The 26,907-nt window shown below is 70.2% G+C and carries 19 protein-coding genes; 8 read left to right on the top strand and 11 right to left on the bottom strand.

Going from position 1 to position 26,907, the window contains the following annotated elements; all coding sequences use genetic code 11:
* The first annotated feature begins 28 nt into the window (after positions 1–28).
* The gene (locus MW290_RS15460; RefSeq protein ID WP_250198618.1) at positions 29–3,280 is read left to right on the top strand and encodes a PAS domain S-box protein; all 3,252 of its coding nucleotides are present in this window, start codon (positions 29–31) and stop codon (positions 3,278–3,280) included.
* 79 nt (positions 3,281–3,359) lie between these two features.
* On the opposite strand, the gene MW290_RS15455 is transcribed toward MW290_RS15460, so the two are convergent.
* The 6 genes from MW290_RS15455 to MW290_RS15430 all read right to left on the bottom strand — a co-directional run bounded on the left by MW290_RS15455 (position 3,360) and on the right by MW290_RS15430 (position 9,657).
* Entirely contained in the window at positions 3,360–4,358 is a 999-nt protein-coding gene (locus tag MW290_RS15455; protein ID WP_250198617.1) for a Bug family tripartite tricarboxylate transporter substrate binding protein, read from the bottom strand.
* 83 nt (positions 4,359–4,441) lie between these two features.
* Complete coding sequence (locus tag MW290_RS15450) at positions 4,442–4,615, bottom strand: hypothetical protein (protein ID WP_250198616.1); 174 nt, start codon at positions 4,613–4,615, stop codon at positions 4,442–4,444.
* Positions 4,616–4,775: 160 nt separating this feature from the next.
* Positions 4,776–6,470: an ABC transporter ATP-binding protein gene (locus tag MW290_RS15445; RefSeq protein WP_250198611.1), complete on the bottom strand. Its 1,695-nt coding sequence runs from the start codon at positions 6,468–6,470 to the stop codon at positions 4,776–4,778.
* Between the two features lie 3 nt (positions 6,471–6,473).
* A complete protein-coding gene (locus MW290_RS15440; RefSeq protein WP_250198610.1) occupies positions 6,474–7,526 on the bottom strand; it encodes an ABC transporter permease in 1,053 nt (350 codons plus the stop codon).
* Positions 7,523–8,461, bottom strand: a complete 939-nt coding sequence (locus tag MW290_RS15435) for an ABC transporter permease (RefSeq protein WP_250198609.1) — start codon at positions 8,459–8,461, stop codon at positions 7,523–7,525. Before MW290_RS15435 ends, MW290_RS15440 begins: the two co-directional genes overlap by 4 nt.
* Before the next feature lie 185 nt (positions 8,462–8,646).
* Positions 8,647–9,657 (bottom strand): porin, encoded by a 1,011-nt coding sequence (locus MW290_RS15430; protein ID WP_250198608.1) that lies wholly within the window; start codon positions 9,655–9,657, stop codon positions 8,647–8,649.
* 213 nt (positions 9,658–9,870) lie between these two features.
* Here MW290_RS15430 and MW290_RS15425 point away from each other — a divergent pair, with 213 nt between their 5' ends.
* From MW290_RS15425 to MW290_RS15395, 7 genes are all read left to right on the top strand, one after another.
* On the top strand, positions 9,871–11,724 hold the full coding sequence (locus MW290_RS15425) for an ABC transporter substrate-binding protein (RefSeq protein WP_250198607.1): 1,854 nt from the start codon (positions 9,871–9,873) through the stop codon (positions 11,722–11,724).
* Positions 11,721–13,598 carry an ABC transporter substrate-binding protein gene (locus tag MW290_RS15420; RefSeq protein WP_250198606.1) on the top strand — a complete coding sequence of 626 codons (1,878 nt, stop codon included), beginning with the start codon at positions 11,721–11,723 and terminating at the stop codon, positions 13,596–13,598. The genes MW290_RS15425 and MW290_RS15420 overlap by 4 nt, the downstream gene beginning before the upstream one ends.
* Positions 13,595–15,424, top strand: coding sequence for an ABC transporter substrate-binding protein (locus MW290_RS15415; protein ID WP_250198605.1), 1,830 nt, complete (start codon positions 13,595–13,597; stop codon positions 15,422–15,424). Before MW290_RS15420 ends, MW290_RS15415 begins: the two co-directional genes overlap by 4 nt.
* 7 nt (positions 15,425–15,431) lie before the next feature.
* Positions 15,432–15,974, top strand: a complete 543-nt coding sequence (locus MW290_RS15410) for an RNA polymerase sigma factor (protein ID WP_250198604.1) — start codon at positions 15,432–15,434, stop codon at positions 15,972–15,974.
* Positions 15,975–15,984: 10 nt separating this feature from the next.
* Positions 15,985–16,764 (top strand): anti-sigma factor family protein, encoded by a 780-nt coding sequence (locus MW290_RS15405; protein ID WP_250198603.1) that lies wholly within the window; start codon positions 15,985–15,987, stop codon positions 16,762–16,764.
* Positions 16,765–16,826: 62 nt separating this feature from the next.
* The gene (locus tag MW290_RS15400; RefSeq protein ID WP_250198602.1) at positions 16,827–18,449 is read left to right on the top strand and encodes an AmpG family muropeptide MFS transporter; all 1,623 of its coding nucleotides are present in this window, start codon (positions 16,827–16,829) and stop codon (positions 18,447–18,449) included.
* Positions 18,450–18,599: 150 nt separating this feature from the next.
* Positions 18,600–19,523 carry a M48 family metallopeptidase gene (locus tag MW290_RS15395; protein ID WP_250198601.1) on the top strand — a complete coding sequence of 308 codons (924 nt, stop codon included), beginning with the start codon at positions 18,600–18,602 and terminating at the stop codon, positions 19,521–19,523.
* A gap of 27 nt (positions 19,524–19,550) precedes the next feature.
* On the opposite strand, the gene MW290_RS33045 is transcribed toward MW290_RS15395, so the two are convergent.
* The 5 genes from MW290_RS33045 to MW290_RS15375 form a co-directional block, all read right to left on the bottom strand.
* The gene (locus tag MW290_RS33045; protein WP_259373489.1) at positions 19,551–19,682 is read right to left on the bottom strand and encodes a hypothetical protein; all 132 of its coding nucleotides are present in this window, start codon (positions 19,680–19,682) and stop codon (positions 19,551–19,553) included.
* Between the two features lie 75 nt (positions 19,683–19,757).
* Entirely contained in the window at positions 19,758–22,919 is a 3,162-nt protein-coding gene (locus MW290_RS15390; protein ID WP_250198600.1) for a TonB-dependent receptor domain-containing protein, read from the bottom strand.
* Between the two features lie 261 nt (positions 22,920–23,180).
* On the bottom strand, positions 23,181–25,409 hold the full coding sequence (locus MW290_RS15385; protein WP_250198599.1) for a CHASE2 domain-containing protein: 2,229 nt from the start codon (positions 25,407–25,409) through the stop codon (positions 23,181–23,183).
* Positions 25,409–26,083: a Crp/Fnr family transcriptional regulator gene (locus tag MW290_RS15380; RefSeq protein ID WP_250198598.1), complete on the bottom strand. Its 675-nt coding sequence runs from the start codon at positions 26,081–26,083 to the stop codon at positions 25,409–25,411. Before MW290_RS15380 ends, MW290_RS15385 begins: the two co-directional genes overlap by 1 nt.
* A gap of 89 nt (positions 26,084–26,172) precedes the next feature.
* Entirely contained in the window at positions 26,173–26,868 is a 696-nt protein-coding gene (locus MW290_RS15375) for a helix-turn-helix transcriptional regulator (protein ID WP_250198597.1), read from the bottom strand.
* Between the last annotated feature and the right edge of the window lie 39 nt (positions 26,869–26,907).

The raw sequence follows: 26,907 nt of genomic DNA, 5'->3' as shown, positions 1-26,907 counted from the left end.
TCCGCGCTTCACCCCGGGCCCGCACCGCGTGAACGCCTCTCCCCTGGCCGATCCGCTGCCTTCGGTGCGCGCGCTGGTGGCGCGCTACTTCTACGGCACCGTGGGCGCGGGCGCCGTGGCCGCAGCCGCCCTGCTGCTGCTCGCCCAGCCCGGCCCTTTGTGGCAGCGGGGGCCGCTGGCCGGCGGCTTCGTGCTGCTGGCCATGGCCGGCGCCTTGCTGCAGCGCCAACGCGGCCCGGTGATCGACCTGGCCGTGATGCCGGTGGCCCTGGGCACGGTGGTGCTGATCACGCTCACCAGCCTGATCTTCCAGTGGGGCGTCAACAGCGCGGCCATCGGCTTCTACAGCCTGCTGACCTGCACCTCCTGCGCCATTTCCACGGTGCGACGGGGCGCCGTGGTGGCGCTGGGCGGCGCGCTGTCCATCGCCTTCCTGGCCTGGGCCGAGCACCAGCAGTGGATCGCCGGCGCCACGGCGGTGGCCGACATGCCGCTGCTGCGGCGGCTGCTGAACCAGTGGCTGCTGCTGGCCGCCGGCCTGGCCTGCGGCACGCTGCTGGCGCGGGTGCTGCGCCACCACGTGGGCGCCAGCGCCGAACGTGAGCAGCGGTTCCTGGGCCTGCTGGGCATCGCCGCCGACGCCTACTGGGAGCTGGACACCAGCTTTCGCATCGTGCACCTGTCGATGCGCAACCCCGACCACCGCTTCCTGCCGGTGCTGCCGCCGCCGCTGTGCCCGCCGTGGATGGTGCCAGGCCGCCTGTTCGACGAAGACGTGCTGGACGCGCTGCGCGCCGACCTGGAGGCCCGCCGTGCCTTCCGCGAGGTGCATGTGCGCGAGCAGCAGCCCGATGGCAGCCTGCGCCACGAGGTGCTGAGCGGCGAGCCCCGCTTCGATGCGCGTGGCGTCTTCGTCGGGTACTGGGGCGTTTCGCGGGATGTGACGCTAGACATGCGCGCCCGCGCCGCGCTGGTGGCCACCGAGGTGCGCTACCAGGAACTGTTCAGCCGCCTGCCCTCGCCGCTGCTGCTGCACCGCCAGCGCCGCGTGCTGGACGCCAACCCCGCGGCGGCCGCGCTGTTCGGCTACCCCGACGTGGCCTCGATGCTGGGCCAGGACGTGTTCGGTGCGCTGACACTGGCCGACGGCGAGGACCCCGGCGCGCCGCCGTCGCTCGAGGCGATGCCCGGCAATCCCCATCTGTCGCCGGCCGAATACACGCTGCACACCCAGGACGGCCGCCAGCGCACCGTGCGCGTGGCCGGCGTGGGCGTGGAGGCGGACGGCGAACCGGCCACGCTGTCCAGCTTCCTGGACGACACCGAGCGCCGCAGCGCCGAGGAGGCGGTGCGCCGCTCCGAGGCGCTGCTGTCGCACCTGGTGGCCACCAGCCCGGACGTGATCACGCTGTCGGAGCTGGGCGGCGGCTACGTGATGGTCAACGACACCTTCGTGCGGCTGACCGGCTATTCGATGGACGAGGTGATCGGCCGCAGCGCGCTGGACCTGGGCATCTGGGTGCGGCCCGAGGACCGGGCCCACATCGTGGACGCGCTGCAGCATGCGCCGGTGGTGCGCGACGTCTCCACCCACTTCCGCACCAAGCACGGCCAGCACCTGGACATGCAGGTCTCGGCGGCGCGCTTCATGATGGACGGGCGGCAATACCTGGTGCTCAACGCCCGCGACGTGACGGTGGTGGAACGCGCGCGGCTGGAACGTGAGGCCATCCTCGAGAACGCCTCCATCGGCATCGCCCTCACCCGCGACCGCACCTTCCTGCTGGCCAACCCGCGCTTCGAGCAGATGTTCGGCTGGCCGCGCGGCAAGCTGGTGGGCACGCCCGGCCGCGCCGTGTGGCCCGACGACAGCGCCTATGCCGCCATGGGCCGCGCCATCGGCCCGGCGCTGGCGCGCGGCGAGCAGGTGGAATACGAGGCGCCGATGCGCCGCTATGACGGCAGCATGTTCCTGTGCCGGTTGCTGGCCCGCGCGGTAGACCCGCACCACCCGAACGGCGGCAGCACCATCTGGATCGCCGACGACGTGACCGAGCGCCGCGGCGTGGAAGCCGCGCTGGCCAAGGCCCGTGACGAGGCCGAAGCCGCCAGCCAGGCCAAGAGCGCCTTCCTGGCCAACACCAGCCACGAGATCCGCACGCCGCTCAATGCCCTGGTGGGCCTGGCCCGGCTGGCGCGCCAGCCCGACCTGGACGACGACCGCCGCGGCCAGTATCTGGACCAGATCGTCGACAGTGCCAAGCTGCTGTCGGCCATCATCTCGGACATCCTCGACCTGTCGAAGGTGGAAGCCGGCAAGCTGCGGCTGGAGACCGTGCCCTTCGACCTGCATGCGCTGCTGGGCAACCTGCACCGCGGCAGCCTGGCCCCGGCCGAAGCCCGCGGCCTGACGCTGCACCTGGACATCGACGGCGGACTGCCCCAGCGCGTGCTGGGCGACCCGGTGCGGGTGCGCCAGATCGTCGGCAACTTCCTGAGCAATGCGCTGAAGTTCACCGCCACCGGCAGCGTGAGCCTGCGCGCGCGGCCCGCGCGCGCGCTGCGCAACGGCACGCCCGATCCGCTGGCCAGCGGCGCGCGCCTGCGCATCGAGGTGGTGGACACCGGCCCGGGCATCGACCGGGCGACGCAGGCACGGCTGTTCCAGCCCTTCACCCAGGGTGACGAATCCACCACCCGGCGCTACGGCGGCACCGGGCTGGGCCTGTCCATCTGCCGCGAGCTGGCCACGCTGATGAGCGGCGAGGTGGGCGTGCACAGCCAGCCCGGCCAGGGCAGCACCTTCTGGGTGGAACTGCCCCTGCCCTCCAGCGAGGACGACGGCGCACCCTCGGCCTTCGGCCCGCTGGACACCAGCAGCCCGCTGGCCGGTCGCCGGGTGCTGATGGTGGAGGACAACCCGGTCAACATGATGATCGGCGTGGCCCTGCTGGAGCGCTGGGGTGTGGAGGTGGAGCAGGCCGGCAACGGCCGCGAGGCGGTGGAGGCCGTGCGCCGCGCCGCGGCCCAGGGCCGCCTGTTCGATGCGGTGCTGATGGACGTGCAGATGCCGGTGATGAGCGGCCACGAGGCCACCCGTGTGCTGCGCGAACAGTTCGACGCCCGCGCCCTGCCCATCCTGGCGCTGACCGCGGCGGCCCTGGTGTCCGAACGCGAACAGGCCCTGGCCGCCGGCATGAACGACTTCCTCACCAAGCCCATCGACCCGGTGCGCCTGCATGCCGCGCTGGCCGAGGCGATGTCGCTGGGCACGATTTAACTGGTGCACCCGGCACCCCTGCGGGGCGCCACCCTCCGCGAGGGTGCCGAGGCCGCTTGGGAGCGGCCCGGCGCTCAGTTCAATCCACCTTGGCGCCCGACACCTTCACCACCTGCGCCCACTTGGCGGTCTCGGCGTCGATCAGCTTGGCGAACTCGGCCGGCGTGTTGCCGCTGGGCAGCGCGCCTTGCGCCATCAACCGCTCCTTCAGCGCCGGGCTGGCCAGCGCCTTGGCGGTTTCCTGCTGCAGGCGGTTGACCACCTCGGCAGGCGTGCCGTGCGGCGCCAGCAGGCCGAACCAGCTGCTGGCTTCATAACCCTTGACCGGACCGGCCTCGGCGATGGTCGGCACGTCGGGCAGCGCGGGCGAGCGGGCTGCGCTGGTCACCGCCAGCGCCTTCAGCTTGCCCGCCTTGATCTGCTGCATCGACGAAGGCAGGTTGTCGAACATCAGGTCCATGTTGCCGCCGATCAGGTCGATCAGTGCCGGGCCCGAGCCGCGGTACGGGAAGTGCACCATGTAGCTGCCGGTCATCGCCTTGAACAGCTCGCCCGCCAGGTGGATGGAGGTGCCGTTGCCCGAGCTGGCCATGTTCAGCTTGCCCGGATTGGCCTTGGCGTACTTGATCAGGTCGGCCACGTTGCGGATGCCCAGCTGCTCGGCCTTGGCCGGGTTGAACACCAGCACGTTGGGCACCGCGGCCACCAGCGTCACCGGCGCGAAGTCCTTGATCGGGTCGTAGGGCAGCTTGGGGTACAGCGACTGGTTGATGCCGTGGGTGCCCACGGTACCCATCAGCAGCGTGTGGCCGTCGGGCGCCGACTTGGCGACGTCGGCCGCGCCGATGTTGCCGCCCGCGCCGGGCTTGTTGTCGACGATGAACGGCTGGCCGAAGGCGCGCTGCAGCTCGGGCGCCAGCGCACGGGCCAGGATGTCGGTGGTGCCGCCGGCCGCGAAGGGCACGACGATGCGCACGGGCTTGCTGGGCCAGCCGGCTTGGGCCAGCGCGGCAAAGGGGGCGGTGGCCAGCGGGGCGGCGGCCAGCGCGGTGAGCCAGGTGCGGCGGGAGATGCTCATGCCTTGGTCTTTCTCGGTAACTTCGTTGGAACAACCGAGTTTGCCGCAGCGCAGCGATCGATCCGCCGGGGGAATGTCCCTGTTCAGGCCGGCCGGCGGAAGACGAAGGACATCTGCCCCGGTGCGCGCGGCGACTGCAGCACGCGCGGCTGGGTGGGCTGCGCCTCGCGGCGCGCCGACGGCACCTGCGGGCCGCGGGGCACCACAGGGGTGACAGGCGGGCGGGCAGCGTCGGGTCCGGCAGTGGGCAGGGTCATGGGCGGGGCACTCCTTGCCCTGGCAAGGGCAGGCTCCGTGCCACGGTCTGGCGGCGTGCGTTGTGTCACGCCCAGCCACCAAATGTGACGGGAAGTGTCACAAGCGCCTCGGTGGGCACCGACGTTTTGCGTCGGCGGTGCCCGCAGGCGCCGAGAAACGTCAGGCCGCGGGCTGCCAGCCGCGGGGCACTGCGGCCAGCAGGCGCTGGGTGTAGGCCTGCTGCGGCGCCGCCAGGATCTGCTCGGCCGGCGCCTGCTCCACCACCTCGCCGTCCTTCATCACCAGCACTTCGTCGCTGATGAAGCGCACCACCGCCAGGTCGTGGCTGATGAACACGTAGGCCAGGCCCAGCTCGTCCTGCAGGTCCTTCAGCAGGTTCAGCACCTGGGCCTGCACGCTGACGTCGAGCGCGCTCACCGCCTCGTCCAGCACCAGCACCTCGGGCTGCAGCGTCAGGCAGCGCGCGATGGCGATGCGCTGGCGCTGGCCGCCGCTGAACTCGTGCGGGTACTTGCCGAAGGCACGGCCGTCCAGGCCCACCTTGCCCAGCAGCTGCCGGGCGCGCTGCTCACGCTCGGCCACGCTGGCGCCGATGCCATGGATGGTCATCGGCTCCACCAGCGTCTGCCCGATGGTGAAGCGCGGGTTCAGCGAGGCGTAGGGGTTCTGGAAGACGATCTGGATGCGCCGCCGCATGGCCTGCCGCTCGCGGTCGGTGAGCGTCAGCAGGTTCTTGCCGTCGAAGATCACCTCGCCGCCGGTGGGCTCGTGCAGGCGCAGCAGCGTCAGGCCCATGGTGGTCTTGCCCGAGCCGGATTCACCCACCACGCCCAGCGTGTGTCCGCGCCGCAGCTGGAAGTTGACGCCGCGCACCGCCTTGAACTCGCGCTTGCCGAACAGGCCCTGCGGCAGGAAGAAGCTCTTGGCCAGCGACCGCACCGCCAGCACCACCGGCGCCTGCGCGTCCTTCGGCCGGGCCGGCACCGTGGCCGCGGTGGGCTGGCCGGCGATGTGGTCGTCGATCACCGTCAGCCGCGCCGGGTTGTCGGTGAGGCTGGGGCGGCAGGCCAGCAGCGCCTGGGTGTAGGCGTCCTGCGGCGCGCTGAAGATGCGGGCCACCGGGCCCTGCTCGCGCACCACGCCATGGCGCATCACCACCACCTGGTCGGCGATCTCGCCCACCACGCCCAGGTCGTGGCTGATGAACAGCACGCTCATGCGGTGCTTGTCCTTCAGCCGCGCCAGCAGCTCCAGGATCTGGCGCTGGATGGTCACGTCCAGCGCGGTGGTGGGTTCGTCGGCGATCAGCAGCCGCGGCTCGCAGGCCAGCGCCATCGCGATCATCACCCGCTGCTGCTGGCCGCCGGACAGCTCGTGCGGGTAGGCACCCAGCCGGCGGCGCGGCTCGGGCATGCCCACCTCGGCCAGCAGCGCCTCGGCCCGCGCCAGCGCCGCGCGGCGGCCCAGCTTCAGGTGCCGGCGCAGCGGCTCGCACAGTTGATCGCCGATGGTGAACACCGGGTTCAGCGAGCCCATCGGGTCCTGGAACACGCAGGCGATCTCGCGCCCGCGCAGCGCCAGCAGCTCGGACCGCGTGGCCTGCAACAGGTCGCGGCCGTCGTACAGGATGCGGCCCTGCCGCTCGGCGTTGTCGGGCAGCAGGTTGAGGATGGACATGGCCGTCACGCTCTTGCCCGAGCCCGACTCGCCCACCAGCGCCACCGTGGTGTTCTCGGGCACGTCGAAGCTGACGCCGGTGCCATCGCGGCCGACGGCCTGCGCCCGCTGCGCCACGCCACCGGCCTGCCCCATGCGGAAGGCCACCTGCAGGTTCTGGATGCTCAGCAGGGTCATCGCTTACTCCAGCCCGCGCAGCTTGGGGTCGAGCGCATCGCGCAGCGCATCGGCCATCAACGAGAACGCGGTGACGAACACCGCCATGAACACCGTGGCCGCCGCCAGCTGCCACCAGTGGCCCAGGATCAGCTCGCTTTGCGCCTCGGCCAGCATGGTGCCCCAGCTCACCTGATCGACCGGCACGCCCAGGCCCAGGTAGCTCAGGATGACCTCGGCCTTGATGAAGCCCACCACCAGCAGCGACATGCGCACCAGGATCACGTGGCTGACGTTGGGCAGGATGTGGCGGAACATGCGCGAGCCGGTGGAAGCGCCGATGGCCTCGGCCGCGCGCACGTACTCGCGGCTGCCGTGCTTGATGAACTCGGCGCGCACCTGGCGGTAGATGCCGGTCCAGCCGGTCAGGCCCAGGATCAGCACCACGGTGCCGATGCCGCGGCCGAACACCGCCGCGAAAGCGAAGATCAGCAGGATGTCGGGGATGGACGTGAAGACGTTGTAGACCCACTCGATGAAGTCGCCCAGCCGGCGGCCGAAGAAGCCGGCCAGCGCCCCCAGCAGCGTGCCCACCAGCGCCGCCACCACCGCGGCCAGCACGCCGACGAAGACCGAGATCTCGGTGCCCTTGATGGCCTTGGCCAGCACGTCGCGGCCCAGCCGGTCGCCGCCCAGCGGCAGCGTCTCGGCCTTGTGGAATTCCTCGGTCTTGAACTGGCGGGCGCGCTCGTCCCACTCCTGGTAGCGGGGCGCCAGCGGGTCGATGGCCGACAGGTCGACGTTGGGGCCCTTGGGCACTTCCAGCGCCGTCTGCTGCTCGGCCGGCGCCGGGCCCAGCAGTGTGGGCGGTGCGTTGGGCACGCCCACCTCGCGCTGCCAGTCGCTGGCCAGCAGGTCCAGCGCGGCCAGCGCGATGACCACCAGGAACACCAGCACCACGGCCGCGCCGGCCATGCCGATGCGGTCGCGCTGGAAGCGCCGCCAGGCGGCATGCCACACGCCTTCGGAGCGTTCGTCTTGAGCCGCTGCGGCCACCGGGGTCAGCACCGCGCTCATTTCAGCACCACCCGCGGATCGACCAGCTTGTACAGCAGGTCCACCACCAGGTTGATGACCATGGTGAGGGCCGCCAGGTACACGGTGACAGCCTGGATGACGGGATAGTCGCTGCGATTGACGGCCAGCAGCACCTCACGGCCCAGGCCGGGGATGGAGAAGAACACCTCGATGAGGAAGGACCCGACGAAGATGCCCGGCAACTGCAGCCCGATGTTGGTGAGGATGGGGATCATCGCGTTGCGCAGCACGTGCTTGAACAGCACCGTGCGCTCGGGCAGGCCCTTGGCGCGGGCGGTGCGCACGTAGTCGTGGCCCAGTTCGTCAAGGAAGAAGCTGCGGTACAGCCGCGTCTGCGGTGACAAGCCCACGGCCACCGCCAGCAGCACCGGCAGTGGCGCATAGGTCAGCAGGTTGGTCAGCGTGCTGTCGCTCCAGCCCTGCACCGGAAACCAGCCCAGTTGGAAGCCGAACACGTACTGGCCGACGATCACGTACACCAGGAACGAGATGGACAGCGCCACCGTGGTGGCCACCATGATGACCCGGTCGGTCAATGAGCCGCGGCGGTAGGCCACCCACATCGCGATGGGCAGCGCCAGCAGCACGTCCAGCACCAGGATGGGGACCATCACCGTCAACGTGGCGGGCAGGCGGGTGGCGAACAGGTGGCTCACCGATTCGTTCGTCGCCCAGCTCTTGCCCCAGTCGAAGGTGGCGATGCTCTTGAGGAAGATGCCCAGCTGCACCCACCACGGCTCGTTGAGGCCGAGCTGGTCGCGGATGGCCTGCACCTGCTCGGGCGTGGCATTGAGGCCCCCGAGGATTTCGGCCGGGTCGCCGCCGAAGAACTTGAACAACAGGAACACCAGCAGCACGACGCCCGCCAGGGTGGGGATCATCTGCCACAGGCGGCGCACGAGGTAGGCCGTCATCGAATGCAACTCCATGCAAGCCGCAGGCCAGCGGCACGATGGCGCGGAGTGTAGAGAAAGAAAAAAGGGCCCGGGCGATTGGATCGCCAGGGCCCGAAGGAGGTTGGGAAAACCTCTTGTTCAACCGGGGAGAAAAGAATGCAAGCGGCGCGCCAGGCGCGCCGCTGTCACACGTCAAGCCAAGATCAGAACGAGTGGCGGATGCCGACGTCCACGCCTTGCGACTTGCGACCCGTCATGCTGGTGGCACCGTTGTCGGCCACCACGTAGTTGGCGGTGCCGTCGTTCTTGATGTAGGCGTAGGTGGTGTACAGCGCGGTCCGCTTGGACAGGTTGTGCACGTAGCCGATGGCGAACTGGTCGGCATCGCGGTCGGCGATCGCGCCGCCACGGCCGTCGATCTTCGAGTACGAAGCCTTGAACTCACCCACGCCGAAAGGCACCGAGGCGCCAACGGTCATGTGGCGGTCCTTCTGGTCCTGGAACTTGGTTTCCTGGTAGTTGGCCAGCACCTTGACCACCTGGAAGTCGTACGAGCCGCCGACCACGAAGCGCTTGAAGTCGTCGCTGTCGGTGATTTCGTTCTGGCCGTAGGCCACGCTCACGTCCACCGGGCCCGAAGCCCAGCCCAGACGGCCGCCCATGTACTTGCCACCGGTCACGCCTTCACCGGCCGCCACGGCCAGCGAGCCGTACACGCCGTTCAGGTTGCCGGGCAGGAAGTACTGCACCGCGTTGTCGGCACGGCTGTTGGCCGCGACGGTGATGCCGCTGGGCACGCGGTAGGTGGTGTTGATGTCGGCGATACCGGTGGCGCCGAACACGTCGTACGCTTCGAAGGCCAGCTGCGTGGGCATCTTGTCGCGGCCCAGGCGCACTTCACCGAAGTCGCCCATCAGGCTGACGGTGGAGCGACGGCCCCAGAAGCGGCTGCTGTCGGCCGTGCCCGAATCCGGGTTCACGGCGGCTTCCAGCCAGAAGCCGGCCTTCAGGCCACCGCCCAGGTCTTCCACGCCACGCACGCCCAGACGGCTGGTGGAGTTGCCATTGCTGGCCAGGTCGGTGCGCTTGACGTCGCCGTTCTTGACGTAGCGGGCTGCCAGGTCGACCGTGCCGAACAGTTGGACCGACGATTGAGCCGAAGCGGCGCCAGCGAAAGCACCGAGGGCGGCAAGAGCGAACAGGGTCTTTTTCATTTGCAATCCTTCGTGAAGTTCCGGGGTGGAAACGTCAGGTGCAACGATAGGGATGTGAGCGCCCGCGATTGAGCCACTGTGCAGGCAACGCACTGTTTGCGGCATCGCAATAATGCCTGTGGTATGACTGGTTGACTGCATCAACCATTTAACAATCCAGACACAAAACCGGCATGCAGGCGTCACACAAGGCTGCTCGATAGACTGCAGGGCGTGAAAGCCGTACCTCTGTCCATCGCCGCCTGGAGCGGCCTGCGCCGAAGGGCCCTGCTGCTGCTCGGCAGCGCCCTGGTCGTGGCGGGCGCCAGTGCACAACCGGTCGCACCCGAGGCACCGAAGAAGGTGCTGCGTTACGCGTTCCGCATCGCCGAGACGGGCTTCGACCCGGCGCAGGTGATCGACCTGTACTCGCGCATCGTCATCAGCAACATCTTCGAAGCGCCGCTGGAATTCGAGTTCATGGCCGAGCCGGCCCGGCTGCGGCCCAACACACTGGCGGCGATGCCGCAGGTGAGCGAGGACCACACCACCTTCACCCTCCAGCTGCGGCCAGGCCAGTACTTCGCCGACGACAAGGCCTTTGGTGGCCAGCGCCGTGAGCTGACGGCGCAGGACTATGTGTACGCCCTCAAGCGCCACTACGATCCGCGCTGGAAGAGCCCGCAGCTGTACCTGCTGGAGAACGCCAAGATCCTGGGCCTGTCGGAGCTGCGCAAGCAGGCCATAGACCGCAAGCAGCCCTTCGACTACGACCGCGAGGTGGCCGGCCTGAAGGCGCTGGACCGCTACACCTTTCGCATCCAGCTGGCCGAGCCTTCGCCGCGGTTTCTGTACGAGCTGGCCGATGCCTCGCTCAGCGGCGCGGTGGCGCGCGAGGTGGTGGAAGCCTATGGCGACGAGATCATGGCCCACCCGGTGGGCACCGGCCCCTTCAAGCTGGTGAGCTGGCAGCGCAGCAACCGCATCGTGCTGGAACGCAATGCCGGCTGGCGCGAGGTGCGATATGAAGAGCATCCTCCCGCCGGCAACGCACGCCTGACCGCCATCGCCCGGCAGCTGCAGGGCCGGCGCCTGCCGATGGTCGACCGGGTGGAGATCGCCATCGTCGAGGAGAACCAGCCCCGCTGGCTGAGCTACCTGGCCGGCAGCTTCGACCTGCTGGAGGAGCTGCCGCCCGAGTACGCCGACCTGGCCATCCCGAACAACCAGCTGGCGCCGCACCTGGCCCGCAAGGGCATGGCGATGGTGCGCTACCCACGGGCCGACGCGTCGCTGTCGTACTTCAACATGGAGCACCCGGTGATCGGCGGCATCTTGCCTAGACAAGTGGCGCTGCGCCGCGCCATGTCCCTGGCGCTGAACGTGGAAGAAGAGATCCGTCTGGTGCGTGGCGGCCAGGCGGTGCCGGCGCAGTCGCCCATCGCGCCGATGACCTGGGGCTACGACCCGGCCTACAAGAGCGAGATGGGCGACCACGACCCGGCGCGGGCCAAGGCCTTGCTCGACCTGTACGGCTATCGCGACGTGGACGGCGACGGCTGGCGCGAGCAGCCCGACGGCCAGCCGCTGGAGATCGAGTACGCCACCCAGCCCGACCAGCAAAGCCGCAAGCTGATCGAGCTGTGGGAGAAGAACATGCGCGAAGTCGGCATCCGCATGCGCTTCAAGACCGCGAAGTGGCCCGAGAACCTGAAGGCCGCCCGTGCCGGCCAGTTGATGATGTGGGGCGTGGGCTGGAGCGCCACCCGCCCCGACGGTGACACCTTCCTGGCCCTGGGCTACGTGGGCAACAAGGGCTCGGCCAACCTGGCCCGCTTCGACCTGCCGGCCTTCAACCGGCTGTACGAACGCCAGCGCACCCTGCCCGACGGCCCCGAGCGGGCGGCCGAGATGGCCCGTGCCCGCGACCTGATGGTGGTGTACGTGCCGTACAAGATCCACCTGCACCGCATCTTCACCGACCTGGCACAACCATGGCTGATCGGCTATCACCGCAACATCTTCGTGCGCGACTTCTGGAAGTACGTGGACATCGATCCCGTGAAGCAGAGCGAGGCCGTACGGTGACGCAACCGCCCGCGCGCCGCCCCTGGACCAAGCTGGCCGCCACGCTGCAGCTGGTCTGCGGCCTGATGGCCGCCGCCTTCACCGGCGCGTTCAGCGGCACAGCGGCCGCGCAGCAGCCCGTGGCCGCCACCGCGCCGCAGAAGGTGCTGCGCTATGCCTTCCAGGTTGCCGAGACGGGGTTCGATCCGGCCCAGATCAGCGACACCTACTCACGCACCATCACGCCGCACATCTTCGAGGCGCCCTACCAGTACGACCCGCTGGCGCGGCCGGCCAAGGTGCGGCCGCTGACCGCCGCCGCCATGCCCGAGCACAGCGACGACTACCGCACCTGGACGGTCAAGCTGCAACCCGGCATCTACTTCACCGACGACCCGGCCTTCGGCGGCCGGCGGCGCGAGCTGGTGGCCGCCGACTACGTGTACAGCTTCAAGCGCTTTGCCGACCCCGCGGTCAAAAGCCCGGCCTGGAGCTGGATGGCGCAGTTCGGCTTCGTGGGGCTGGAGGCGTTGCGCGAGCGGGCGCTCAAGAACAAGCAACCCTTCGACTACGACCAGCCGATCGAAGGCCTGCAGGCGCTGGACCGCTACACGCTGCGCTTTCGCATGACCCAGCCGTCGCCGCGCTTCGTCACCAGTGCCCTCACGCTCAGCGACCTGATCGGCGCGGTCGCGCGTGAGGTGGTGGAGAAGTACGGCGCCGACATCGCCGCCCACCCGGTGGGCACCGGGCCGTTCGTGCTCAAGCAGTGGCGACGCAGCTCGCTGATCGTGCTGGAGCGCAATGCCGCCTACCGCGACGTGCGCTACGACGCCGAGCCGGCCGCCGACGATGCCGAAGGCCAGGCGCTGCTGGCCCGCCTGAAGGGCCGCCGCCTGCCGATGCTGGACCGGGTGGAGGTGTCGATCGTCGAAGAGAACCAGCCGCGCTGGCTGAGCTTTTTGCAGCAGCGGGCCGACCTGATCGAACTGCTGCCGCCCGAGTTCGTGAACCAGGCCCTGCCCGGCGGCAAGCTGGCGCCTTACCTGGCCGAGCAAGGGCTGCAGGCCCTGCGCAGTCGGCGGTCGGACATCAGCCTCACGATCTTCAACATGGACGACCCGATCGTCGGCGGCTACACGCCCGACAAGGTGGCGTTGCGCCGCGCCATCTCGCTGGCGGTGGACGTGGAAGCCGAGATCCGGCTGGTGCTGGGCGGCCAGGCCATTCCGGCGCAAAGCCCGGTGCCGCCCAACACCCACGCCTATGACCCCGGCTTCAAGAGCGAGGCGAGCGACCACGACCCGGCCCGCGCCATGGCGCTGCTGGACCTGTACGGTTATGTGGACAAGGATGGCGATGGCTGGCGCGACCTGCCCGATGGCCGCCCGCTGCTGCTGGAGATGGCCACGCAGCCGGAGCAGCGCAGTCGCCAGCTCGACGACCTGTGGAAGCGCTACATGACCGCGGTGGGCTTGCGCATCGACTTCAAGCCTGCCAAGTGGCCCGAGAACCTGAAGGCGGCGCGCGCCGGCAAGCTGATGATGTGGGGCGTGGGCAGCATGGCCGTCGCGCCGGACAGCCTGGGCATCTACCAGCGTTACCACGGCCCGCAGTCGGGCGGCCAGAACATCGCCCGCTTCAGGCTGCCGGCGATGGACGCCTTGTACGACCGCATGAACGTGATGCCCGACGGCCCGGAGCGGCAGGCCCTGTTCGACGAGGCGCGCAAGCTGGCCGTGGCCTACATGCCGTACAAGCCGCGGGTCCACCGCATTGCCACCGACCTGGCCCAGCCGTGGCTGATCGGCTACAAGCGACCGCTGTTCTGGCAGGACTTCTGGCAGTATCTCGACATCGACACCGAGGTGCAACGCCAGCGGATGAAGCCGTGAGAGCCACCCTGCTGCTGGCCCTCTGTCTGGGACTGCTGGGCCCCGCCACCGCCCTGGCCCAGACGGCCAAGGTGCTGCGCGTGGCCTTCAACTCGGCCGAGACGGGCTTCGACCCGGCACGCGTCAGCGACCTCTACTCCCGCACGCTGATCGCCCACATCTTCGAGGCGCCGCTGGAGTACGACCCGCTGGCGCGCCCGCCGCTGCTGCGCCCGCGCACCGCGCAGGCGATGCCCGAGCACAGCGCCGACTACCGCACCTGGACGCTGAAGATCCGGCCCGGCATCCACTTCGCGCCCGATCCGGCCTTCGGCGGCCAGCCGCGCGAGCTGGTGGCGCAGGACTACGTCTACAGCTTCAAGCGCTTCGCCGACCCAGTGACGGCCAGCCCGGTGTGGTCGTACCTCGACAGCTTCGGCCTGGTGGGCCTGGCCGAGCTGCGCGAGCGCGCCCTGCAGCGCCAGCAGCCCTTCGACTACGAGCGCGAGATCGCCGGCGTGCGCGCGCTGGACCGCTACACGCTGCAGTTCAACCTGCGTGAGCCGCGGCCGCGCTTTGCCTACCTGCTGGCCACCAGCGACGTGTTCGGCGCGGTGGCGCGCGAGGTGGTGGAACGCTATGGCAACACCATTGCCGAGCACCCGGTGGGCACCGGCCCCTTCCTGCTCCAGCAGTGGCGGCGCAGCTCGCGGGTGGTGCTGGCGCGCAACCCCGGCTACCGCGACGTGCGCTACGACGCCCAGCCCGCGCCCGATGATGCCGCCGGCCAGGCCGTGCTGGCCCGGCTGAAGGGCCGCCAGCTGCCGATGGTGGACGAGGTGCAGGTGAGCATGATCGACGAGGAGCAGCCCCGCTGGCTGAGCTTTCTCAACGGTCAGCTCGATGCGCTGGCCGGCGCGTATGGCTCGCTGCCCGGCAGCTTTGCGCCCACCGCCGTGCCCAATGGCCAGCTGGCGCCGCACCTGGCCAAACGCGGCATCGTGATGCAGCGGCAGGTCAATGCCGACGTCATCCTCACCCTGTTCAACATGGAGCATCCGCTGGTGGGCGGGCTGGCGCCCGAGAAGGTGGCGCTGCGCCGCGCCATCGCACTGGCCATGGACACCGAACGCGAAGCGCGGCAGATCCGCCGCGGCCTGGCCGTGCCGGCGCAATCGGTGATGCTGCCGCACGGCAGCGGCTACGACCCCCAGTTCAAGAGCGAGAACGGCGACCACGACCCGGCCCGTGCCCGTGCGCTGCTGGAGGTGTACGGCTACCGTGACCGCGACGGCGACGGCTATCGCGAACAGCCCGACGGCCAGCCGCTGGTGTTGGAGATGTCGACCCAACCCGACCAGATCTACCGCCAGTTCGACGAGCAGTTCCAGCGCGACATGCAGGCCGTGGGCTTGCGCGTGCGCTTTCTCACCGGTCAATGGCCCGAGCAGCTGAAGCAGGCCCGCGCCGGCAAGCTGATGCTGTGGATGCTGGGTAACACCGCCAGTTCGCCCGACGGGCAGGACGTGCTGCAGCGGCTCTACGGCCCCATGGCCGGTGGCCAGAACCTCGCACGCTTCCGGCTGCCGGCCTTCGACGCGCTGTACGCCCGGCTGTCGGCCCTGCCCGATGGCCCGGAGCGTGAGGCCTTGTTCCAGCAGGCCCGCCTGCTGTCGGTGGCCTACATGCCCTACAAGGCCTCGGTGCACCGCATCAGCGTCGACCTGCTGCACCCCTGGGTGATCGGCTACCGGCGGCCGCTGTTCTGGAACGACTGGTGGCACCGGGTGGACCTGGACGCGGCCGCGCGCCAGGCCGCGGGAATAAACCCGGCGCACGCGCCGTAAACAGCAGGTGCACGCTCCCGCCGCCTTCCGCCAGCAACTGCTGGGCGCCATTCCGCGCCTGCGAAGGTATGCCCGCTCGCTGGTGATGGAGGTGCACCTGGCCGACGACCTGGTGCAGACGGCGCTGGAACGCGCGCTGGCCCATTGGCACCAGTTCGACCAGCGGCGCGACCTGGTGCTGTGGGCGCTGTCCATCCTGCACAACGCCCACCTGGACCACCGCCGCCGCGACGCCCGCACCACCACCATGGACCCCGCCGACCTGGCCGCCGAGATGGATGCCCACCAGGCCATGGGCGCCGCCCACGACCCGGGCCTGCGCATCGACCTGCAGGCAGCGCTGCGCCGCCTGCAGCCCGACCACCGCGAGGTGCTGCTGCTGGTGGGCGTGGAGCAGCTCAGCTACGCCGAGGCGGCCGAGCTGCTGAACATTCCCATCGGCACCGTGATGTCGCGCCTGTCGCGCGCGCGCACCGCGCTGCGCGCCGCGCTGGAAGGCGGCGTGCCGGCCGCCGGCCCGACGGCGCCCACCCTGCGCCGCGTGATCTGAGCCACCGCCCATGAACGCCCCCCTGCCCCCCGACGACACCCAGCTGGGCGCCTGGCTCGATGGCGAGCTGCCACCGGCCGAGCACGACCGCATCAGCGCCTGGCTGGAAGCCCACCCCGCCGACGCGCAGCGGGTGCAGGCCTGGGCCGCCGACCGCGATGCGCTGCGTGCGCTGTGGGGGCCGGTGGCCGACGAGCCGGTGCCCGCGGCGCTGCAGCGCCCGCTGTGGCGCGGCACCGCGCGCCCGGCCTGGGCGCGCGCGGCCATGGTGGCCGGGCTGCTGATCACCGGCGCGCTGGCCGGCGGTGGCGCGGTGTGGTGGCAGCAGCATGAGGCGGCCGGCAGCGTGGCCGCCGTGCCGATCGAACCCGCCTGGGTGCAGCGCGCCGCGCTGGCCCACAGCCTGTACGTGCCCGACCAGCGCCACCCCGTGGAGGTGCGCGCCCAGGAAGACCACCTGGCCCGCTGGCTGACCCGCCGCACGCAGCTGCCGGTCAAGCTGTTCGACCTGCGGGCGCAAGGTTTTGCCCTGGTGGGCGGCCGCCTGCTGCCGGACACCGACGGCCCTGGCGCCCAGCTGATGTACCAGGACGACAGCGGCCAGCGGGTGACGGTGTACCTGCGCAAGCCCGATCCGCAGGTGCCGGCCGCCTTCCGCTATGAGCAGCAGGGCGACCTGGGACTGTTTTATTGGGTGGAAGGCGGCTGCGGCTATGCGCTGGCGGGCAGCCTGCCACGCGAGCGGCTGCTGGCGCTGGCCGAGGCCATCTACCAGCAGCAGCCGGAGTAAGCGCCGGCCGTGGGCGCCGCAGCGGCCCGGGGGCATCCGGGTCCGCTGCCTAGAATCTCCGCATGCCCGATCACGCCTCCGCCGCCCGTGCGCCCCGACCCGTTCCGCGCACGGCCGCCCAGCGTGCCGCGGCCTGGCACCGCCTGCTGGCGGTGACGGTGCTGGGCTTCGCTTCCGGCCTGCCGCTGGCGCTCACCGGTCAGGCCATGCAGGCCTGGCTCAGCCTGGAAGGGCTGGACGTGGCGACCATCGGCTTCCTCAGCCTGGTGGGCCTGCCCTACACCTTCAAGTTCCTGTGGGCGCCGCTGATGGACCGCTTCGAGCTGCCGCTGCTCGGCCGGCGCCGCGGCTGGCTGGTGCTCACCCAGCTGGCACTGGCCGGCGTGCTGTATGCGCTGGCCAGCACCTCGCCGTCCGACGCGCTGCGCACCTTTGCGCTGCTGGCGGTGCTCACCGCCTTCGTCTCCGCCTCGCAGGACGTGGTGATCGACGCCTACCGCACCGACCTGCTGCCACCGGCCGAGCGCGGCCTGGGCTCGTCGCTCAACGTGCTGGGCTACCGGCTGGCGATGATCGTCTCCGGCGGCGTGGCCCTGATCTGGACCGACCCCAGCAACGCCGGCACCGCCTTCGGCTGGACCTGGCCCCAGGTCTACAAGCTGATGGCGCTGCTGATGCTCGTGGCCGCCGGCTGCTCGGCCCTGCTGCTGCCGCGGCTGCGCCATGCCCCGGTGCCGCGCACCGTGGCCCGGCACGACCTCATCGGCTTTGGCGCGGTGGTGCTGGCGGTGGTGGTGGGCGTGCTGTTCACCGACCGGCTGGCCAACCCCTTCGCCCGCTGGCTGCTGGGCCTGGTGCTGGGCGGCAGCGGCCTGCCGCCCGCGCTGCAGGGCAAGTGGGCCGAACTGCTGGGGCTGCTCATCGGCATCGGCTTCACGCTGCCGCTGGCGGCCTGGGCCGCCCGGCGTGCGCGCTTCGAAACCCTGCTGTCGGGCCTGCAGAGCTACTTCTCGCAACCAGGGGCCGGCGCCTTCCTGGCCTTCATCGTGCTCTACAAGCTGGGCGATGCGTTTGCCGGCTCGCTGATGACGCCCTTCCTGCTCAAGGCCATGGCCTACAGCCCGGCCGAGGTGGGCGTGGTCAACAAGGTCATCGGCCTGTGGCTCACCATCGGCGGCGCGCTGCTGGGCGGTGCGCTGATGCTCAAGCTGGGCCTGTGGCGTTCGCTGCTGCTGTTCGGCGTGCTGCAGATGGGCAGCAACCTGGGCTTCTGGTGGCTGGCGGTCAACGGCGCCGGGGTCATGCCAGGCCTCACCATCCCGGTCTTCGACTGGGGCTTCGTGCACCTGGCGCAGGCCACGCCGGTGGACGGCGGGCTGCTGATGGTCATCGCCTTCGAGAACCTCTCGGGCGGCATGGGCACGGCGGCTTTCGTGGCCTTTTTGATGAGCCTGTGCAACCAGCGCTTCACCGCAACGCAGTTCGCGTTGCTGTCGGCCTTCGCCTCGGTGGGCCGGGTGTGGGTGGGGCCGCTGGCCGGGGTGTTGGCCGAAAGCATCGGATGGCCGACCTTTTTCCTCGTGTCCACCCTGGCCGCGCTGCCCGCGTTGGGGATGCTGTGGGCGCTGCGTGGCAGCATCCGCGCACTGGAGGTGCCACCCGGGCAGGTGGCCGCCGATGACTGAGGACCGCCCCCAAGCTCGCTGCGCTCGCGCCCCCCGAGGGGGAGCCCAGTTCCTTGGGGCGGCCCGGCGGAACTGGAGGCAAGGCGATTGCCAAATGGGCAAAGCGCCCCATCTCAGCCCTGATTCAACCGCTGTTCCACCCCGACCGACATGAACCAGCTCTTCCGTACCGACGCCGACATCGCCGTGCCGCATGGCGCCGGCTGCCGCTGTGCGCTGCACGGCCGCCGCCTGTTCACCGGCGCCCTGGTGGCCGGCGCCATGGCACCCGCCTGGGCCCAGCGCGACAGCGAAGGCGTGCGCGGCGACGTGGGCGGTGAAAGCCAGTTCGCCAAGCTGGTGCCCGCCGAGGAGGTGGAGGCCGCCGCCCAGCAGCAGTACACGCAGATGAAGCGCGAGGCCGCCCAGCAGCGCGCACTGGCGCCCGACGACAACCCGCAGGTGGTGCGGCTGCGCACCATCGCCCAGCGGCTGATCCCGTTCACCGACGACTGGAACCGCCGCGCCGGCCAGTGGAAGTGGGAGGTCAACCTGATCGGCAGCCAGCAGCTCAATGCCTTCTGCATGCCGGGCGGCAAGATCGCCTTTTACTACGGCATCCTGCAGCAGCTGCAGCTGAGCGACGACGAGGTGGCCACCATCATGGGCCACGAGATGGCGCATGCGCTACGTGAGCATGCGCGCGAGCGCATGGGCAAGACGGCGGCCACCCGCGTGGGCGCCAGCCTGTTGTCCAGCGTGCTGGGCCTGGGCAGCGCGGGCGACCAGCTGCTGAACATGGGCGGCCAGCTGCTCACGCTGAAGTTCAGCCGCGACGACGAATCGGAAGCCGACATCGTCGGCATGGACCTGGCGGCCCGCGCCGGCTACGACCCGCGCGCCGGCATCAGCCTGTGGCAGAAGATGCTGCAGGCCAGCAAGGGCGCGCCGCCGCAGTTCCTGAGCACCCACCCGGCCGGCCAGACGCGCATCCGCGACATCGAGGCCAAGCTGCCCAAGGTGGAGCCGTTGTACGCACGGGCGGCCAAGCCCCCGCGCAAGTTCGCGCCGCCACCGCCGGCCGCCGCCAAGTAAGGCGACCGCCGGCGATGCGCTGACGCGTCAGTCGCAGATCCAGATGCCGCCGACGAGGCGGCATCCTTCCTCTTCCGGGCTGGCCTGCGCCGCCGACATGCCGAGCCACACGGCGCACACGGCTGCCATCACCCGCGCCCACCTGCTGTACTGCTTCATACAAACACCTCCGTTGACTGGGGAGGCTGAATGTAACCAGATGAAGCAAATGTGACCTCATCAACTTGTCGGAGGTCAGAACGCCGTCTGCACCGCCAGCACCGCGCTGCGCACCGGCAGGTAGCGGGCCACGCGCAGGTCGCCGGAGCGGAACGCATCGTCCTGGAAGCGGAAGCGCTCGCCGAACAGGTTCTTGATAGTGAACGTCACCGTCAGCGGCGAGCTGGCGGCACGCCGGCCGATGGACAGATCGACCAAGCTGAAGTGCTCGCGTCCACTGAGCGACGCTTGGCTGGCCGGCTGCGTCACATGTTGGCGCACGCGTGTCAGCGTACTTTCGGCGAACCAGCCGCCTTCCAGGAAGTAGCGGGCCGACAGCGGCAGTGCGTCGGTGCGCAGGTCCAGCAGTCTCGGCAGATCGAAGCTGGGCTGCCGCTGGTAGCGGTCGGTGGTCCAGCCCGCACGGGCGGCGATGCGGGAGTGCGGGGTCCAGAACAGCTCGATCCGGCCCTGCTGCTCATGCAAGCGCTCGGGCGGCGTGCTGAAACCAGCCGACAGGACCGCGCCCGGCACATCCAGGCTGCGCTGCACCCACTCGGACACAAGCCTGAGCCGCAGGCCCAGCGCCACGTCCAGGCCCATGGCGTGCACCCGGGTGGCAACGCCGTTGGCATCATCAAAGACCTGCTTGAAGCCGGCCACTGAGGTCGGCTCGATCGACTGGTCGACCAGCGCCCACCGGCTCGCCGACCGGAAGCTGGCCGCCCGCAGCGTGACATCGGGATGCGCCTGCCACAGCAGGCCCAGCTTGGGCAGCCAGCGGGGGTTGCGATCGCGGTCGGTGCCCCGGCTCAGGTGCGCCAGGCCCAGCGTGCCCTGCAGGTCCGGCGTCAGCCAGTGCTGCCAGTACGCATACACCTCGGTCTGGCGTGCATCGTCGCTGAGCTCGTTCAGGCAGCGCGCTTCGGCGCGGCAAGGGCCGGTCGGCTCCGGGGTGCCGGGGGCATGGGCACGCAGCCAGGTATGAGGCTGCGCCCGCGTGCCGGACACGCCCAGCAGCAGGTCGCCGGCCGACGTGTCCAGCCGGTACTGGCCTTCCAGCACCTGGGCCGGCGTTTCGTTGCGCACGACGAGCCTGCGCGGCCGCGTGGACAGCACCGCCCGCTCGTCGTAGCCTTGTGCGACGTAAGACAAGGTCACCACCTCGCGCTCACTGGGCCGCCACACCAGGCCCAGGCGGGCGCTGTGCTGGTCGATGCGGTTGTCCTCTTCCGTGGAGCCACCGTCCAGCGAGAAGCTCGAACGCACGTCGCCGAACTGCGTGCGGCGCGAACGCAGTTGTGCCTGCAGGATGAGGCCGGTCTGCAGCTGCCATTGCACCAGCGCATCGTCCAGACGGTGGCTCACCTGCGAACCGGGACGGAAGCCGTCGGTGTGGTAGCGGAACACGCCGGCGTCCAGCGCAAAGCGCTCGCCGGCATAAGCCGCGCTGGCCTCGGCCGACCACAGGCCGCGGCTGCCGGCCGCCAGACCCAACCGGCCGCTGGCGCCGCTGCGCTCGAAGAAGCGGGAGTCGTCGGCCGGGGTGCCGAGCAACGATTCGTCCACCGAGCGCATCACCGCGGTGGAGCTGCGCCGCGGCAGCAGATGCGCCGGCCGCACCGGTTGCAGCAGCAGCGCCTGCAGGCTTTCACTGGCGACGGCGGCTTCGTGCCGGTCCAGCGCCGTGTAAGCATCGGCCAGGAATCGGTGCGCTGCCGCATGGTCGGGGTCGATGGCCAGGGCCTTGGTGGCCTCGGCGATGCCCAGGCGGCCGAAGCCCAGCTCGTCGTGGATGCGGGCCAATGCCACGCTGCGCTCGGCACGGTCGTCGTCCAGCAGCAGGCGTGAACGCAGCACCGCCCGGTTGTCGTTGAGCGCGATCGACCGCGACATGTCGTCCAGCGCCTCCACCGGCCGGTTGTTCACCAGCTTGTAAAGCGCCTCGTAGAACCAGGGCGTGGGGTCGAGCGGATCACGCTCACGCGCCAGGCGGAACTGCGTCTCGGCGGCGGCGCCACGGCGCTCCTGCGCGTACACCTTGCCCAAGTAGCTGCGCAGCAGCGCGTTCTCCGGGTCCAGGCTGACCGCGATGTCGATCTGCTCACGGCCGGCCGTTCGTTGGCCTTCGCGCAGGAACACCAGCCCCAGGCCCATGCGCGGCAGCGGGTCGGCCTGGTCGAGCTGCAACGCGCGCTCGAACGCGGCGCGGGCGCCGACGGTGTCGAAGTGCGCCAGCCGGGTGAAACCCATCACGAGGTGGGCCCGCGAGAGGGCCGGGCCGCTAGTGACGGCCTGCCGGGCGGCCTGCGTCGCGTCCGCCAGCCGGCCGCTGTACAGCTGCAGCTCGGCCAGCCGGGCCCACGCCAGGGCGTTATCGGGCTCCAGCGCGGCGGCGGCTTGAGCCTGCGTGGCGGCAGCGTCCAGCTCGAAACGCGACTGCTGCACATAAGAAGCCGACAGCATTGCCGCGCTGGACCGCGGATCCGCCGCCAGCGCCGCTTGCGACAGCGACTGCGCCGCCTCGGGCTGGTTCTGCACCAGAGCGATCATGGCCTGCAGCGCCAGCGATTCGGCGTAGGCGGCATCGCCCGCGGCAATGGCCTGCAGCACCGGCAGGGCTTCATCGGCACGACCCACGTCCAGCAGGCGGGCGGCGCGCTGCAGGCGCTCGTCGGCCGTCTGGCGAGGCCGCACCGTGGGATAGTGCACAGCCCACTGCACCGCATTGCGCGGCCGCACCACCAGCGTCTTGCGCGGCAGCGTCACGGCGTCGCCGCTGGCCTGCTCACCGGCCTGCAGCGATACCCGGCCCGCCTCGTTGCTGGCCACCACGCGCCCTTCGACCACCAGCACGCTCGACTCGGTCGCGCCCACCTGCACCAGGAACTCGGTGCCTTCGACGTTGGCATTGACGAAGGGCGTGGTCAGCCGGAACGGCTGCGGCGTGCGCGTGATCACGTTGACGATGCCGCGCAGCTGCTCGATCACCGTGCCGCGCGGTGCCTCGGGCGCGCGCAGGGTGACGTGGGAGTGCTGATCCAGCCGCAGCGTGGTCTGGTTGCTCATCAGCAGCGCAGCGCGGCTGCGCTCACCCACCCGCACCGCGTCGCCTGCGCACAACGGCTGGTCAAGCTCGGCGCGCTGCCAGGCGGCATCGGTGCGACGCACTTCCACCAGGCCCTGCACGGACGCCATGCGGGCGATGGGCTGAGGACAAAGGTCGGCCGCCTGGGCCGGGGCGCCCCCCAGCAGCAGGCTGCCCAGCGCGGCGCAACAGATCCGGAGCTTGGCGAACCTGACTGCGAAGGATCGGGTGGCGGGGCCAGCCCATCGTGTGTACATGGCAGTGCGGTCGCTATCAGGAGTCGGCTTGCACACAGACAGCGCGCGGTGCAACCAGACGTAAATATTCAACCGCGAAGACTATCGCATTTGTTCACTGAATTGCGGGCGAATTCATTTGGAAAACACCCGAATTGGTAACGCCGGATCGTGGTTCGCAGGCTCGGCCAGGTGGCTGCGGCAACGCTGTACGTAATAGCCCGTAGGGCCGTCGTCGGGATGAGCCTGCTGCAATGCACTGAAGGCCGCCAGCGCCGCCTCCACCTGGCCGCTGCGGTATTGCGCCAGGGCCTGCGCAAAAGCGCGCAGCAGCTCGGGCGGTTGCTGCCCGGGCCATGCGGGTCGGCCCATCACCTCCACCACATCCAGTGCGGCCTGCTTGCCCGCCAGCATGAAGCTGCCCAGGGGCCGCAACCACAGGCCCTCCAGCCCCTGCACCAGCGCGGCCGAAGCCAGCACCCGCGTACCCAGCAGCTTGTTCAAGCCCTCCAGCCGCGAAGCGGTGTTCACCGCATCCCCCACCGCGCGGAACTGGTAGTGCGGACGGGCCCCCACCACGCCAATGCGCAACTCGCCGGCATGCAGACCGATGCGCGTGGGCCAGGCCGGCGTGTGCGCATCGGGCGGCACCGCCATGCGCTGCTGGATGGCCAGCGCCGCCTCGCAGGCCGCGCGCCGGCGGGCGATGTCGTCGGCTGGCGCCTCCCACACGGCCATCATCGCGTCGCCCACGATGTCCATCACGGCGCCGCCCGCCTGCCCGATGGGCTCAAACAGACGCGCGTAGTACGCATTGAGCTGCTCACCCAGCGCCTGCGCCGGCAGCGACTCCGCAAGCGCGGTGTATTGCTCCACGTCGGTGGCCATGCACACGCCGTGGCTCATGCGGTGGCGGTCTGCCAGCTCACCCGCGCCTTGCGACAGCAGGTCGGCCACCTCCCGCGGCACGAAGCGCGAAAACGCCGCGCGCAGGCGGTGGTGACGCTGGTGATTGCGATGGGCATGCAGCCACAGGGCCAGGCCCACCGCCGCCGGCCACTGCAACAGCAGCGGAATGGCCCAGGGCAGCCACCAGTCGGCCTGGAAGGCCCAGGCACTGCCCGCCGCCACCGCCAGCGCGGAGCCGACGCCCAGCACCGCCTGCCAGCGCGGCCGCGGCCCGTGGGCCAGCACCGTCAGCCAGGTGCCCCACAGCACCAGCCACGCCGCCCACGCGGCGGGTGACAACGCGTTCAGCCGGTGTCCGTCGGCCAGGTTGGCATACGCTGTGGCGGCAATCTCCACGCCGCTCATGTCCACGCCCGAGCCATCGGAAAAGACGGTGCGGTAGTCGTCGCGCAGGCGATCCTGCGCACCGGCCGATTGCGCGGAAAAGCCGACGAAGACCATCGCGTCGCGGAACAGCGCCGGCTCGGCCGCCAGCACAGCCGGCAGGTCCGCGTACGACACGGTGCGGATGCTGCGCGAAGGGCCGTAGAAGTTCAGCGGCACCACGTCGTGGCCCGCATGCAAGGCCAGCAGTGCCTCGATCTGCGTGCGGGGCACGGGCAATTGCACGTCGGGCATCTCGTCCAGGCGATGCGCCACCCGGTCGACCAGCGTCGGGTCTTCCACGAAGCGTTCGCGCAGCCGGCTCACCGCAGCGGAAGGTGGCTCGCCCGCCGGCTCCATCGACGGGCAGTGACGAAGGGCTGCTTCCGCGCACACCAGGTCGGCCAAGGCCTGCGCCGCGTCACGGTGCTGCAGGTGGAAGGCCAGCACCGGCAGGCTGGGCATGTGGCCGGCATCGCGGCGAAAGGCCCAGTACATGTCGATGCGCGCGTCCTTCGGCAGCACGAACGGCGCCTGGTCCAGCGCCGCCGCGCCGATCACCGGCACGGCCGGCCGCAGCTGCTCCACCACCACTTCACCTGTCCCCTGGCGCCAGGCATCGCGGCGCAGCGACGAGGTGACCAGCACATTGCCGGCCTGCCGCAGGCTGCGGCCCAGCGCCTCGTCGTCGGGGGTCGGCGTCTCAAAAGTGAGATCGAAGGCGACCAGTCCCGCGCCGGCCGCATGCAGCCGGTCGACCAGTTCGCCATGCAGGCGCCGCGGCCATTGACGCGGCCGCTCGGGCAGGCCGAAGGTGGCGGCTGCGTGCTCGTCGATGGCCACCACCACCACACCGGCGGGCGGGGGCCGCAGGCCCCGCCAATGGAACAGGCCCTGCAGGCCCGGGCCGGACTCGACGGGCAGCAGCGGCTCCAGTGCCCAGGCCAGCAGGCCCAGCAAGGGCAGCAGGATCACGGTGAGCCACCAGGCACCACGGCGCCACGGGCTGCCGGCGCCGCGGGGCAGCGCCATCACCAGCGGGTGGGCAAGGGTTTGCAGATCACGAAGCACTCGGGCTCGAGCCGCACATAGCCGCCGGTTTCCAGGTCCTTCAGCAAACGGCTCACCATGGCCCGCGAGCAGCCGAGGCGGCTCGACATCTCCTTGTGCGTCCAGCGTTCGCGGATCACGCGCGTGCCGTCGCCCGCAGGCTCCGCGATGGTGTTGACCATGTGGATCAGGCGGCCGTACACGTCGTTCAATGCCAGCTGGCGTGCATTGGTGGTGGCGCTGCGCACACGGCGAATCACCTTCGCGAGCAATTCGAAAGCGAATTCGGGGTATTGCGCAATGTGCTCCAGCACCGCCTGCCGATTGATCACGGCGCAAGTGCAACGCTCGATCGTCACGACGCTGGCCGAACGAGCACCACCGTCCAGGCTCAATTCACCCATGTACTCACCCGGCCCGTAAACGCCATAGGTGATCTCCTGGCCTTTGTCGCCCACCGAATAAGCCCGCACCCGCCCCGCCAACAGGATGTAGATCGTGTCGTCGCGGTCGCCCTCCTGAATCAGCAAAGTACCCGTGCGGTAATGACAGACTTGCCCGCGTTGTGCCAGGCGTTGCAAAAGGGGACTCAGGAAATTGCTGGAAGGATCTTCTTCGCGGTCTTGATTCAACATGCTCGACAGACGAGCCTTCATGCTCGTCGATGCATGCTAGCGGGGTCATGGATCCACGTGAAGCAAACCGTTACATATTGAATCCACAATGCGGAGTTCGGCGGCGCCCCTCAGGGAAAGGCGCGCAAGGTGGTGGTCATCGGTGGCAGGCGCGCCACCTGTTGCACCAGGTCTCGCAGGGTCGCCGCCCCGGTCTTGGCGCGGATGCTGCTGATCTGGGTGCGCACGGTGGACAGGCGCACCCCCTGCGTCTGCGCCACCGCCGCCGGCCGCGCGCCGGCGCACAGGGCCTTGAGCACCTGCGTCTCGGTGCCGGTGAGGCCGTGGCAGCGGGCGAAGGCCTCGACCGACAGTTCCTCGCACATCTGGCGCTTGTTGAACATCAGCAGCACGGCGCCTTCCGGCACCTCGGCCGAGGCCGGCAAGGGCACCACCACCACGTTGACCCGCGCGCCCGCCGGGCCCAAGCTGAGCATGCAGCGCCGGTGCCGGCCGGCGGCAGCGGCCAGCGCCTCGCGCACCGCGAGGTCGTCCTCGGCCGAACGGGCGCGCAACTGGGTGCCGATCACCTCCAGCGCATGCTCGCGCGCCAGCGTCAGCCGCGCAGCATGGTTCATGTGGATCACGCGACCCGGGTGGCGGACCACCAGCACGCCGTAGTCGATCTCATCCATCACCGCGCGCAGGCACTGCGCCACGCCGGCGTCACCCCGGCGTTCGGGCCCGGCATAGGCAGGCTCTCGCAGGCGTGGAGGCCGCAGGGCCTGCACGTCGCCGCCCAGCGGCGACAGGAATTCAAGCAACATCCGCTCCCCCCGTTCGACTGATCAACCACCGCGAACCAG

It is taken from the genome of Aquincola tertiaricarbonis (assembly GCF_023573145.1).
In the GTDB taxonomy this organism is placed as follows: Bacteria; Pseudomonadota; Gammaproteobacteria; order Burkholderiales; family Burkholderiaceae_C; genus Aquincola; species Aquincola tertiaricarbonis_B.
Note: the sequence above shows the minus strand (reverse complement) of the source record. Positions and strands in the feature narration are given on the sequence as shown.

Coding starts and splice junctions, on each gene's coding strand:
- MW290_RS15455 (WP_250198617.1), bottom strand. CDS start 4,358: ATGAGCATCTCCCGCCGCACCTGGCTCACCGCGCTGGCCGCCGCCCCG.
- MW290_RS15450 (WP_250198616.1), bottom strand. CDS start 4,615: ATGACCCTGCCCACTGCCGGACCCGACGCTGCCCGCCCGCCTGTCACC.
- MW290_RS15445 (WP_250198611.1), bottom strand. CDS start 6,470: ATGACCCTGCTGAGCATCCAGAACCTGCAGGTGGCCTTCCGCATGGGG.
- MW290_RS15440 (WP_250198610.1), bottom strand. CDS start 7,526: ATGAGCGCGGTGCTGACCCCGGTGGCCGCAGCGGCTCAAGACGAACGC.
- MW290_RS15435 (WP_250198609.1), bottom strand. CDS start 8,461: ATGACGGCCTACCTCGTGCGCCGCCTGTGGCAGATGATCCCCACCCTG.
- MW290_RS15430 (WP_250198608.1), bottom strand. CDS start 9,657: ATGAAAAAGACCCTGTTCGCTCTTGCCGCCCTCGGTGCTTTCGCTGGC.
- MW290_RS15405 (WP_250198603.1), top strand. CDS start 15,985: ATGAACGCCCCCCTGCCCCCCGACGACACCCAGCTGGGCGCCTGGCTC.
- MW290_RS15400 (WP_250198602.1), top strand. CDS start 16,827: ATGCCCGATCACGCCTCCGCCGCCCGTGCGCCCCGACCCGTTCCGCGC.
- MW290_RS15395 (WP_250198601.1), top strand. CDS start 18,600: ATGAACCAGCTCTTCCGTACCGACGCCGACATCGCCGTGCCGCATGGC.
- MW290_RS33045 (WP_259373489.1), bottom strand. CDS start 19,682: ATGAAGCAGTACAGCAGGTGGGCGCGGGTGATGGCAGCCGTGTGCGCC.
- MW290_RS15390 (WP_250198600.1), bottom strand. CDS start 22,919: ATGGCGTCCGTGCAGGGCCTGGTGGAAGTGCGTCGCACCGATGCCGCC.
- MW290_RS15385 (WP_250198599.1), bottom strand. CDS start 25,409: ATGGCGCTGCCCCGCGGCGCCGGCAGCCCGTGGCGCCGTGGTGCCTGG.
- MW290_RS15380 (WP_250198598.1), bottom strand. CDS start 26,083: ATGAAGGCTCGTCTGTCGAGCATGTTGAATCAAGACCGCGAAGAAGAT.
- MW290_RS15375 (WP_250198597.1), bottom strand. CDS start 26,868: ATGTTGCTTGAATTCCTGTCGCCGCTGGGCGGCGACGTGCAGGCCCTG.